7 protein-coding genes and 5 pseudogenes are annotated in these 11,546 nt (G+C 61.5%); 6 read left to right on the top strand and 6 right to left on the bottom strand.

The window, feature by feature from the left end:
* Window positions 1-1,277: 1,277 nt before the first annotated feature.
* Together J8J14_RS21880 and J8J14_RS21875 are read right to left on the bottom strand one after the other, a co-directional pair.
* Window positions 1,278-1,583 (bottom strand): HU family DNA-binding protein, encoded by a 306-nt coding sequence (locus tag J8J14_RS21880; protein ID WP_245216063.1) that lies wholly within the window; start codon window positions 1,581-1,583, stop codon window positions 1,278-1,280.
* Window positions 1,584-1,905: 322 nt separating this feature from the next.
* Window positions 1,906-2,592 (bottom strand): alpha/beta hydrolase family protein, encoded by a 687-nt coding sequence (locus tag J8J14_RS21875; RefSeq protein ID WP_209381672.1) that lies wholly within the window; start codon window positions 2,590-2,592, stop codon window positions 1,906-1,908.
* A gap of 390 nt (window positions 2,593-2,982) precedes the next feature.
* Between J8J14_RS21875 and J8J14_RS21870 the strand changes: the two genes are divergently transcribed.
* The 3 genes and pseudogenes from J8J14_RS21870 to J8J14_RS21860 all read left to right on the top strand — a co-directional run bounded on the left by J8J14_RS21870 (window position 2,983) and on the right by J8J14_RS21860 (window position 4,607).
* Window positions 2,983-3,609, top strand: a complete 627-nt coding sequence (locus tag J8J14_RS21870) for a 3-keto-disaccharide hydrolase (protein WP_209381671.1) — start codon at window positions 2,983-2,985, stop codon at window positions 3,607-3,609.
* Between the two features lie 137 nt (window positions 3,610-3,746).
* Window positions 3,747-4,342 (top strand): annotated as a pseudogene (locus J8J14_RS21865) (IS5 family transposase); the annotation flags it as partial.
* Window positions 4,266-4,607 carry a transposase gene (locus tag J8J14_RS21860; RefSeq protein ID WP_245216062.1) on the top strand — a complete coding sequence of 114 codons (342 nt, stop codon included), beginning with the start codon at window positions 4,266-4,268 and terminating at the stop codon, window positions 4,605-4,607. The pseudogene J8J14_RS21865 and the gene J8J14_RS21860, both read left to right, overlap by 77 nt.
* A gap of 33 nt (window positions 4,608-4,640) precedes the next feature.
* Here the strand turns inward: J8J14_RS21860 and J8J14_RS21855 are convergent, their stop codons facing one another.
* From J8J14_RS21855 to J8J14_RS21845, 3 genes and pseudogenes are all read right to left on the bottom strand, one after another.
* The gene (locus J8J14_RS21855) at window positions 4,641-5,585 is read right to left on the bottom strand and encodes a CinA family protein (protein WP_209381669.1); all 945 of its coding nucleotides are present in this window, start codon (window positions 5,583-5,585) and stop codon (window positions 4,641-4,643) included.
* A gap of 205 nt (window positions 5,586-5,790) precedes the next feature.
* Entirely contained in the window at window positions 5,791-7,758 is a 1,968-nt protein-coding gene (locus J8J14_RS21850; RefSeq protein ID WP_209381668.1) for a putative bifunctional diguanylate cyclase/phosphodiesterase, read from the bottom strand.
* A 126-nt stretch (window positions 7,759-7,884) separates the two neighbouring features.
* Window positions 7,885-8,057 (bottom strand): annotated as a pseudogene (locus tag J8J14_RS21845) (integrase core domain-containing protein); the annotation flags it as partial.
* Between the two features lie 761 nt (window positions 8,058-8,818).
* Between J8J14_RS21845 and J8J14_RS21840 the strand changes: the two are divergent.
* The 3 genes and pseudogenes from J8J14_RS21840 to J8J14_RS21830 form a co-directional block, all read left to right on the top strand.
* Complete coding sequence (locus tag J8J14_RS21840) at window positions 8,819-9,163, top strand: H-NS histone family protein (protein ID WP_209381667.1); 345 nt, start codon at window positions 8,819-8,821, stop codon at window positions 9,161-9,163.
* Between the two features lie 238 nt (window positions 9,164-9,401).
* Window positions 9,402-9,996, top strand: a pseudogene (locus J8J14_RS21835) (Mu transposase domain-containing protein); the annotation flags it as partial.
* Window positions 9,986-10,291: pseudogene (locus J8J14_RS21830) on the top strand (ATP-binding protein); the annotation flags it as partial. The pseudogenes J8J14_RS21835 and J8J14_RS21830, both read left to right, overlap by 11 nt.
* A 28-nt stretch (window positions 10,292-10,319) precedes the next feature.
* On the opposite strand, the pseudogene J8J14_RS21825 reads toward J8J14_RS21830, so the two are convergent.
* Window positions 10,320-11,389, bottom strand: a pseudogene (locus J8J14_RS21825) (IS630 family transposase).
* Window positions 11,390-11,546: the final 157 nt, after the last annotated feature.

Below are 11,546 nucleotides of genomic sequence, written 5' to 3'. Positions count from 1 at the left end.
CGGGCTATGGCCGAGACGCTCAGGCCTTGCCGGGCGAGGTCCAGGATCATGACGAGCTCCCCAAGGGTGACCACCGGGCTGCTCCCATGATGCCGGTCGGCATCCTGGGGCATGGCCGGCGCCGCCCGTGCCCGGGGCTTGCCCCCGGGCACGGGCAGTCGCGCTGAACTGGGGAATTTTCAGCCAGCACTTCCGGGGAGAATTCACTCAGCCGCTACAGCTGGAGCGCAACAGGCTGGGCGACCATCTCCATCTGCTGGAGGGTGACCCGCGCTACGCCTGGTCGGCCCGCAAACGTGGAGAATGGAAGCCGCCTGTGGGCCGCCCCATGCGGCTCAGGCCCGAGCTTCGGATATCGGGAAGGTAGAACAAAGGCCTACCGCTTCCATTCAAGCTGCCTTGTTAGTAGTCCCCTTCCCTGGTTCCGTGACAAACCATGTCCCGCTCAATTTCAAATTTGAATCTTCCAAATGTTCAATTTCCAAGTTAAGGGATGTTCTTTCTATGTTCTAATCGGAGGTGCCGTGCCCCGAAATGCTCGGGAGGAACATGTAAAGATCCGCCAACGGGTCGAACTGGGCGGCGAAAAGGTTGCGGCGGTGCTGCCAGCTACGGGTGCACTCCCGCCAACATCTACGCCATTCTTACCAAGCTGCGGCAGAGCGGCGAGGCTCCAATCTCGAATAAGGTAGCTCTCCTCACCCCTAGCAATGAGCTAGCAGAGGCCGCCGCGTCAGCGTCAAAGGTCGTGCCACTCCAGCCTCTCGCGGCTGCTCCAGCTTCCGTGGTGGCTGCCGAGCCCGTCCGACCCGCGGTGGCATCCCCTGTCACTGCACCTGATGTTCGTAGCCGGCAGATCTCCCCATGGCCGGCACCGCAGCCGCGCGATCCCTCACAAGCACCACGCGGCGGTCGCTCCGGATACGCGTTGCTGGTCAGGAGCGATGATGGTGAAGATGCGGTGCACCCGTTCCGGTCTCTCGACGAACTTCTCGCAGCTGCCAAGCCCCTTCTCCGAAACGCCGCCCGCAGCCCAGAGCCTGTCTGACTTTCCATCCAGGACGTCGATCTCGATGCCCTGGAGGATGCCTGATAGGAAGGGCTACAGCTCGTAGGCTGCGAGCCACGCGAGCTTCCCTTCTCTGCGGATTGGCTTCCAGCTTTGCTCTGAGCGGGGAGCGAGAGACGGCCGCGCCACCATCATGGGCGCCGGCACGTCACCGCCGCCCGGCCCTCCCCACGCTCTGTCTAATCTGATCCGCCGCTTAGGCCAGCGGTCAACCACCAGCCCTGGCAATCTTGCGCCTAGCCTTCCTGACGCCGGCGAGAGCAGCGGGCTTCAGCGAAGGACTTGCCTTGAACTTCACAGCGGCACCCGCACTCACCGGCACCTTCTCACCCGTGCGGGGGTTCAGTGCGATGCGCTTTGGGGTCCCGCGCACGGTAAAGGACCCGAAGTCCGGCAGAGAGAAGCGACCCTTCTCGACGATCTCCGACTTGATCGCCGCGACGATGTCCGCTGCTAAACGATTGGCGGCTGCGCCGGGCATTTTGGCACACTGCTGGATCACGCTGGTCAGCAACTTCTTCTACATCCCAGTACTTCTTGGGAGTTACGTCGCAGACTCTGCCGCTGTCGCAGGGTCAGGTCCACTCCATACGGACCAATTCTCGATCGGCCCTTTGATCGCGGCCCGCTACCAATGCCCGTGATAATGCCACTGCCAGGATCAGGCTCCATCGCGCGGCCGAAGACCCATGATACTGTTCGGGGGAATCGCATCAGTGTACTGCGCGAAGTCCGAGGGTCGCGTCTTCAGCCGGTTGACACCAACGCAGAACTCATCCGAGCCGATGCCTGATCTGCAGCGGGAAGGGCCAGTTACGGCGCACAAAGCCATTTTGTTAATCGGCCGCGGCTGTTGTCGGAGAGGGCACCCCACTCCCAGTTAACATCGGCGAAATGATGGGGTCCAGAACTCGGGTACGAACGCGATCTGCGTCCAGCAATAGGTGCAACACTTCGCGATGCAGTGCATCGAAAGTGGAGACGCTCCAATGGTTCACGACCAGCGGAAACACGCCCAACGGATAATACCGTCGGTTCAGGACAACACGCCCGCACTCAGGCTGTGCGGGCGCAATAGGGGTGGCCTGTGAAAAAGAACCATCGGAGAGGTAGAGGTGAATGGCCTTGATCACGTTGCACGGCACCGGAACGGGCCGAAAGGCCTCAAGTACAACGACCGTCTGAACTGGAATGCTAGCTTGCGCCAGCCGCTCCGTAAACCGCAGTGCCGCTTGAGCTCCGTAAGAGTAGCCGTACACGGCGAGAGGCACTTGGCGGAGGCCTGGATCAGCGATCACCCAGTCTGCCACACTCTCCCAGGTGCTAGGCTGGTTGATCTCTGCTCTGACCCCCAGCCGACGAATGTTGTCGGCCAGCGTGTGGGTGCCTGTTCCGAAGCTATCTTCACTTGAGAAGGTCAGGCCAGTGAAAAGGAACACGATACCCTTCGTCCGAGAGACGGGAGGGTTCATGGCGAGGTCGCTCGGCGGCACGCCAGTGGCGCAGCCGGCGAGCAGTGCCATCGCAAGGCATGCGGAAAAGATGTCTCTCCATTCACGATCAGTCTGTCCCATGCCACCGTACCGGAAGGTTCATCCAAGTACTGCCTGGGGACACCGATTCAGCAATGGCATACATTGGCGGCAGGGAAGCTAGGTCCAATCTGCCTCCTGATCCTGCCGCAACCTCGCACACCCGGCCAAACTCGTCCTTCCGCCGGCCAAGTTGCCAATCCCCTGCTACTGCACACGAGGGAGTCAGCAGGATCAGTCCATATCAAGAGCCGAGTTTTCCGACGAAATAGGCTGGAAACGGCCGCTGTGCCCGCACCATTAGCCCAAGGCTTTCTATTGAAGCGCATAGTCCGCCCGCCCTAGGCTGGCGCCGTAGCCAAAAGCCCTTGGGAGGAAATCATGATCAGACGTCGCGCCATCGTGCCGCTGCTGGCCGCAACGGCCGGGCTCGTAGGAGGGCGCAAGCCGGTGATGGCCCAGTCAGGTGGCTGGACACCCTTGTTCAACGGCCGTGACTTCGAGGGGTGGGACCGCATCGGCAATGCTAATTGGCGGGTGGAGGAAAGCGCCCTCGTCGCTGACCGCGGCAGCGGATTTTTGGTAACCCAGCGGGATTACCGCGACTTCCAGTTGCGCGCCGAGTTCTTCGTGGATAGCCACACCAACAGCGGCATCTACATTCGCTGCACCAATCCTGCGATGGTCAGCACGGCCAGCTCCTACGAGGTGAATATCTGGGACGAGCGCCCAGAGCAGCGCTACGGCACCGGTGCGATCGTGGATCTTGCCGCCGTCGACCCGATGCCAAAGGCGGGTGGACGCTGGAACCTCTTTGAGATCACCGCCGCCGGCGATACCTTCACGGTCATACTCAACGGTCAGAAGACCGCCGACTCGGTCCGAGACTCCCGTTTTTCGACCGGCCGGATTGCGCTTCAGCACGCTCCTGGCGTGCCGGGAGCAGGCGGCGCAGTGAACGATACCGGTGTGGTGCGCTTCCGGAAGGTGGAGATCCAGGCGAGCTGAGTGAGCACCTCTCGGTTCCGTCTGGCGTTCTATCCAGCCTGCTTTGCGGGCGGTATTATGGTCAGAACTCAATGAGACTGTTGATCTAGGGTGGTAATCAGGATTCCGTGTTGCCGGTGTGCGGCATGGAGGTAACTTTGGCGGACCTGTTCTGGTTTTCGGCTGAGCAGTGGGCTGTGATCGGGCCGTTCATGCCCCAGAGCCAACCCGGCGCTCACCGGAAGGACGACCGCCTGGTCATCAGCGGCATCGTGCACGTGCTGCGCTCGGACTGCCGCTGGCGCGACTGCCCGGCCGAGTATGGACCTGCCACGACGGTCTATAATCGCTTCGACCGCTAGTCCCGGCGCGGCTTCTGGCGCGCCATGCTGGCTGCCCTGGCTGAGGAGGAATGGTTTACCGAGACAGCGGCGCTCGACAGCACCTATATCCGCGCCCACCGCTCGGCCCATGGCGGTAAAGGGAAGCCAAGGCACAGGCCATCGGTCCGTCGCGCGGGGGCCAGACGACCAAGGTCCATGTCCTTACCGACGTCCTCGGCCGCCCCGTGGTCATCCATCTGACACCCGGCAACACCAGCGGCGTGACGGCTGCACCCGATGTGCTCGCCGCCGTGCCTGGCCGCCTCCGCCGCCTCGTGGCTGACCGGGGCTACGATGCCGACGCGCTGCGGCGTGAATTACGCTTATGTTGTGCAGATCCTCGCGCCCGTCCTGTCCAGGGGCGACGTGGTGGTCCTGGATAACCTCCCAGCCCACAAGGTCGCCGATGTCCGCAAGGCGATCAGGGCCACCGGTGCCAGCCTCATCTACGTCCCTCAACACTCGCCGGACCTGCACCCAATCGAGCAGGCCTTCGTCAAGCTGAAATCCCTCATCCGAAAGGCAGCTGCCCGACCCTGGGACGCCCTCTGGACCACCATCGGCGACTTGCTCAACACCTTCACCTCAGCCAAGTGCAGGAACTACCTCGCCAACTCAGGCTATGCATCCGAGTAACGTGGGAAATCTCAACTGAATGCAAAGTAGCGGTCAGGATGCTATATTCTTGACATGTTGGCTGCTAGCCTCGAGCGTGGAGGGGACAACCCCGAGCAGGGTCCTCGCGTAATGCAGCATCTGGGCGAATGGCTCTTTGGGCGCCTTGTCTGTTTCTCTGACGATCTCCTCGGGACCGGAGACCGCGATCCAGCTGCGATCGGCCCGGTATCCGGCTCTCGGAACAAAAAACTCACCTTCGATCATCTGCACAACGCCCCAACTTGCGCCGAAATGTTCTCGGGTTTTTCGAGCAAGCAGGGTGGCATAGACCGCCGGAGACGTCTGCATCCAGGCAAGGTCCTTCGCCGTGATCGCGAGCAAGATATTGCTGCAGCGCTCGGAATGCACCACGACACTGCCTAGGCAAGAGGTACCGGTCTCAGGGGAGAGCTGCATAGTGGCCGAAGCCATGCCGCTGGATGTAGTCTCGAGAAAGGCTATAGTTTCGCCCCGTTTTTTGAGGAGCCCACCCAGGCGTCTGGCCAGATCCGCCGTGGATTGATCCTGCTTATCAATGCTATTCGTTTCACAGTCGCTCAGATTTCCTGCCTTTTGCAGCAATCTGTCGAGAGACTCCTTGTTGTTCGTGTTTGACGTGATGGTCAGAGCGATCTGGCCGGAGAAGTTCTGGATCGCTTTGGTCGAACCCGCGGGAATGGGAATGCTGCGGCTTTTGCAATAAACAATCAGCACTGCCGCCAGTTCGGCGCTGGTCAACTGGAGCTTGTACTCCACGCCCGCAGCTTGATTCACTGCAACGCGATCAGCTTGAAGGACCATGCGAAATAGAAGAGGCGTGTCCCCCTGTCCCCCGACGGCCTGTGCAAATTTGACCTCGCCACTTGGAATGACTTGGCCTCGCGACCGAAGTACGAGGGAAATGGCGTCGATTATTTCTGCCTGGGTGAAGACCAAATGGCGCAGTTCGATGGGCACTTCTTCTGTTCCAGTCAGGATCTGCGGGATGAACGTTGCGTGAATTTATCGAGGATCAACAACATGACGAGATGTTTGATCCCGAGATTTGGTAGTGCGGTCTCGAAGAGAGCGTCGAACAACACGCTGCAGGCTAAGTTCAAGGCCGCAGCTTTGCATCCTTGATGACCGGCTAGTGACGTCGGCCTACATTAGGGCACAGGTCTCATGACATAGTGGCACTCGCCGCAAGCGGCGGTGGCGGACATGGGTCCATCTCAGTTGCAGAGCGCGGGCGGCCCAGTAGGTACCCCTGAGCTTCGCCGCAGCCCAGAGCGTTCAGCGCTGCCGCTTGATGCTCAGTTTCGACACCCTCCGCGGTGACCTCCAGATTCAGAGCCCTGCCAAGACTTAACACCGTATCGACGATGGCCGCTGCCTTTGCGTCGTAAGCCATCTCAGAGACAAAGCTGCGATCTATTTTGATCCGGTCGAACGGGAAGCGCCAAAGATATCCGAGACTGGAGTATCCCGTACCAAAGTCGTCCATCGCGATGGAGCAGCCAAAAGCGCGGAGCTGTTGCAATTTGCTCAGAACCGCGTCTGTGTCCTCTAGCAACAAGCGTTCCGTCACCTCCAACTCAAGGCGTCGAGGTGGCAGACCGCTCTCCGCAAGCGCGGACGCCACCGTTGCTACAATGTCGCCCCGCTTGAATTCCCCGGGGGACAGGTTCACCGAAATCTTTCGGTCATCTGCCCAGCTCACCGCATCCCGGCAGGCGGCATGGAGTACCCAGGCACCAATTGGAACAATAAGTCCCGTCTCTTCAGCTAATGGAATGAAGTCGTTCGGCGGCGTTGGTCCGCGGAGCGGACGCGTCCAGCGCAGGAGCGCCTCGTAACCACAGATTTCCCTCTCTGGCATCGAAAATAAGGGCTGATAGTGCAACTGAAACCCTCCGGAGGCCACCGCAGCGCGAAGGTCCTGTTCCAGCGCATGCCTCTCGCGCAGCGTCGCGTCCATCCCAGGCTCAAAGAAGCAGGCTGCTCCTCGCCCGCCGTCCTTTGCGCGGTAAAGAGCGATATCGGCGTTCCGAAGCAGCGTCTCATGGGTGACCCCATCCTCCGGGCCAACGGAAATGCCGATGCTAACACCGCACGCTGCCGAATTGCCCTTGAGGTCGTAGGGGGCGCTGACGAGATCAATCAACCGGGTAGCCAATTTTCCGGCGGATATGGGTTGCGTTGCCCCGACCTGAATTACCGCGAACTCGTCACCACCGAGCCGCGCAATGAAATCCTCCTGGCGGAGCGCACCTTTCAGCCGCTTAGTCACTTGGCACAGCAACTCATCCCCGGCACCATGCCCGAGCGTGTCATTCACCTCTTTGAAACGATCCAGATCCAAGAGCAGGACAGCGACCTGGCCATCACGACGCCGCGCTTGGGCCAGGGCGCCTCGCAGCTTTTCCGTGAGACCAGTTCGGTTTGCGAGGGCCGTCAGTGGATCGTGGTGAGCAAGGAAGCGCAGACGCGCCTCAGCATCTCGTCGCTCCCGGATCTTTTTGCGGATGACGAACGCTGGCAGCAAGCTCCCGAGAACGGCAAGAGCAATGGATGCAATATGAATTAGGAAGAAGGCTTCTGCATAGAGGGCTGCCTTGGCCGTTTGGTCCACATAGACCTCAACAATGCCAATAACCGAACCACTCTGGAGGAGGGGAACGTACGCTTCTGAGTAGTACTCTGGCCGGTTTGGTGGCACACCTTTCTTGGTCTCGACCAGAGGCTCACCTCGCAGAATACCTTCAGCGGCTGTGGTACGCCCTCGCTCGGCGGCAATGCTGGCGGGAAGGTTCGGATCCGTCAAATCATCCGAGACAAGGACAAGATTACCGTCACGGTCGAACAACTTGAAACGAAAAACGCCGCCCATGTGGCGCGCCATCTCAAGCAGAACATGCGCTTCTGGCGATGGCGGGTGACGTTCTAGAACCTTTGGCAACTCGGGAATGCGTGTACCCAGATCCGTTGCCCAAGCATAAGCCGTGGCGATTGTCTCCCTCCGAAACAGGTATTCTGCAACCCGATTACTTACGAAGATCGCTCCGCCGGCCAGCAAGCAGGCAGCTAGGCAGATGGCCACGAGAAGGCTTGCATCTGCTTTCTTTATGAGAGTCAGTCGCAGCTTCATCGAAATGTCTCCGCAGAGACACACGATGTTGAGGCAATGTTAACCGTTTATGTCCAAGAGGCGGCTACGCTGGCATTGGTCTGCACCAGAAATTGGTCCGGCTCCCGGGAGAACCTTCCGACCTCATCAGGGGCCATTTCGGGCCGCCTGAGCAGCAAACTCGAGGGGCGTCAGCTCACCAAGGCACTGTGAGGTCGGGACACGTTATAGTCCCTTCCCCAGGCTTCGATCTTGCTCCTGGCATCCTCCAGCGACAAGAACCGATGCGTGTCGAGGCATTCGTCCCGGAGCAGCCCGTTGATGGGGTGGACGGCCCCTGCTCATGACAGCGGATGTTGTAAGGTGCCTGCTGAAGTCGACCTCCACTGCAGGGAGCTGTCCAGATGCAAATCGCTGCAATCGGGCTGCATCTCGCCAAGCATTGGATTCAGCTTCACGGTGTCGATGCGTGAGGAGCTGAAATCTGCTGCAAGCGCTTGAAGTGCGCTGGGGTGCTCACCTTTTTCCGAAGCAAAGAGCCCTGCCCGGTAGACATCGAGGCTTGCGCTTCCTCCCACTACTGGGCTCGGGGATCGCGTGCTTCGGACACACTGTCCGGCTCATGCTAGATCAGCAGCTTGGGAGTTGTTCAGGGCCAACTAGATGTGGGCGGAACACGAATTCAACCAGGTTAACCGCCCGTCGCCTCTGGCTTGCATGGAAGGGCCGCACAACAGTTTAAGTGACTTCCATTTGGGCAAAACTGCCATTTTGGCGAGAAACGGCACGGAGCATCTTGCCGCTCATCAGGGTGTTTTACAAAGGTAAAGCAGACTACTCACGCCAGTTCCCTAGCGCACCTAACACCCTCAGGTTTGCTGCTCAGGCGGTCAGAAGATCTATCTTTGGGAGTCGAAAGGCTTTCCAGGGAGCCGTACCGTTTTCAGGTACACCTTCACCCCGCTTCCAACTTCAGCGGAAATATCAGTCCGCGCTCTCAGCCCGCAGCTTGTGTCATAGCCAAAACAGTATACATGAAAGCAGACACGTCGGCCTGAATACTTTTATACTGGAGTGCAATATGGCTAAGAGCCAAATCAACCTCGATAGCTTGAGCGTACAGGACCTCACTCAGCTGATTGAGGACGCCAAGGTGGCGCTGGAAGGCAAGAAGCAGGGCGCCAAGGCTCAACTCATTGAGGAGATGCGCGAGAAGGCTGCCCAGCTGGGCCTGGATCTGGGCGAGCTTCTGGAGCGGCCTGGACCTAAAACGAACGTCCGCAAGCCCCGTAGCGACACTGGAAAGGCTGTGGCCGCCAGGTACCGCGGGCCCGAGGGTGAAACCTGGACCGGGCGAGGCCGTATGCCACGCTGGCTGACAGAAGCTGTGCAGAACGGCAAGGCAAAGGAAGACTTCGCCGTCTGACCTGTACGTCCTGGTGAGAGCTCACAAGCCGAGATTTCCGGTGATGCGGACCTTGCGGGCCACTGACGCTTTCCAATTCAGACCAAGCACCTGGAGTGTTTGCGTGCGCTCGGGATGAGCGGAGGTTGGATCAATCAAAAAAACATGCGGCGGCCGGGAGATCGGCCGCCGCTCGGAAATATTTGCGCCCAGAAGGGTACGACGGAGTGGGTCCCGGTGAAAGGAAGTAGGAATCAGCGGCTTTGTCGAGCACGCCAAGCGGGTGTCGCCGACCTGCCTCGTGCATTTCGAGAGCAACCGCTACAGCGTCCCGGCCTCCTTTGCCAATCGCCCGGTCAGCCTGCGCGTCTACCCCGACCGGCTCGTCGTGGTGGCCGAGGGGCAGGTCCTGTGCGAGCACGCCCGGACCGTCGAGCGCTCGCACGACGTGCCCAGCCGCACCGTCTATGACTGGCGGCACTACCTCGCGGTAACCCAGCGCAAGCCCGGGGCGCTCCGCAACGGCGTGCCCTTGGCCGAGATGCCGGAGGCGTTCCGCAGGCTCCAGGCCGCAGCTCCTGCGGCGACCAGGGGGCGAGCGGGAGATGGTGGATGTCCTCGCCCTCGTGCTGCAGCACGACGAGGGGGCGGTGCTCTGCGCCGTGGAACTGGCCCTTGAGGCGGGCGTCGCCACCAAAACCCACGTCCTCAACCTCCTGCACCGCCTGACAGATGACCGGAGCACGGCCGCGGTCATCGACTCCCCCCAGACCCTCGTCCTCACCCAGGAGCCGAGGGCCGATATCGGGCGCTCCGACGCGCTGCGGAACCGCGAGGTGCGCCATGCGTCATGATCCCGCCAGCGTCGCTCTGGTCGTCATGCTGCGCGGGCTCAAGATGTACGGCATGGCTCAGGCCGTTGCCGAGCTGGTGGAACAGGGAGCTCCGGCATTCGAGGCGGCCGTGCCGGTCCTCTCCCAGCTGCTCAAGGCCGAGATGGACGAGCGCGAGGTGCGCTCGATCGCCTACCACACGAAAACAGCTCGGTTCCCGGCCTACAAGGACCTGGCGAGCTTTGACTTCGCGGCCAGCGAGGTGAACGAGGCCGCAGTCCGGCAACTGCACCGGGGCGAGTTCACCGAGATTGCCGGGCCAGTTTCCAGGTTTAATACCCGGCTCATGAAGTTCTGACTGACTGCAGGTATGGGTAGTTGGTCAGGGATGCGATGCGTCCTGTCTCGGCGGTGAGTTGGTTCCAGGCCATGCCGCAGCCATCGATGATGCTGTCGAGGTCGGGAAAGAGGCGGAGCGAGAGGAAGCGCTCGCGGAGGTAGAGCCAGACACGCTCAACAGGGTTCAACTCGGGGGCGTAGGGCGGCAGGAAGACGAGGCTGACGTTGTCTGGCACGACGAGGTGTCCGGCGATGTGCCAGCCCGCACCATCCAGCAGCAGGGCGGCATGCACCTGCTCGGGTAGGGTGGCGCTGAACCGGTCGAGGAAGGCCTGCATGGCCGCCGTGCCGACCTCGGTAAGCACGAGGGCGAAGGCCTGGTCGGTGCCGGGGCGGACGGCGCCGAAGATCCAGGCGGACGCGTGCCGCTGGTCGATGATGCCGCTCGGGCGGGTGCCGCGCTCGTACCAGACACGGGCACCGCGGCCTTTCTGGCCTACTCGGGCCTCGTCCTGGCACCAGAGTTGAACCTCGGCGTCGCGGTGGGTACGGGTAATCTCCTTCAGGGCTGCGGAAAGGCCCCTTTTTTGAACCGCTCCTGCGCCGCCCTGTCCGCCCTGGGGTGGCTGGGCCGGGTCTTTTGCCAGGAAAGGTCGAGCGACTTCACCAGCCGCAGCATCCCGCTCTCGCCGTAGCTCACGCCGAAGCGCTCCTCCGCCACCCGACACAGGTCCACGATGCGCCAGGACGACACGCCGTCCCGCTCGCGGTCGGGGCCGCGCAGCACGACCGCCTTGAAGGCGGCCTGCTGCCCCTCGGTCATGCGCGTCGGCCGCCCCGAGCGGGGCTGATCACGCAGGCCTGCCACGCCCTCGGCATTGAAGCGGATCACCCAGTCCCTGAGCGTCTGCCGATCCATCCCCGCAGCCCGGGCCGCCGCCTCTCGGCTCATCCCGTCCAGCACGTTCCCCAGCGCAATCAGCCGGGCCGCCACACGCCCGTCCCGCTCGCGCCGAGCCAGATGCCGGAGCTCTCCTGCCTCCATGTCGGTCCGGATCGCCACCGCCGCGCCCATCCCGTGCCCCCCTCCGCCTCGAAGAGCACCGAATCACAACACCCGGCCCTGCACCTCACACGAATGAGTCAGCAGTTCGTGCGCCCGGTATAAGGTCAACGGCCCGAAGCCATACTCCAGGACGGACCACCACCTCGTCGGTCCGCACGGCTAGCCG

This window comes from Pararoseomonas baculiformis (assembly GCF_017813395.1).
In the GTDB taxonomy this organism is placed as follows: domain Bacteria; phylum Pseudomonadota; class Alphaproteobacteria; order Acetobacterales; family Acetobacteraceae; genus Roseomonas; species Roseomonas baculiformis.
The sequence above is the reverse complement of the archived record's forward strand: the minus strand, read 5'-3'. Positions and strand labels throughout refer to the sequence as shown.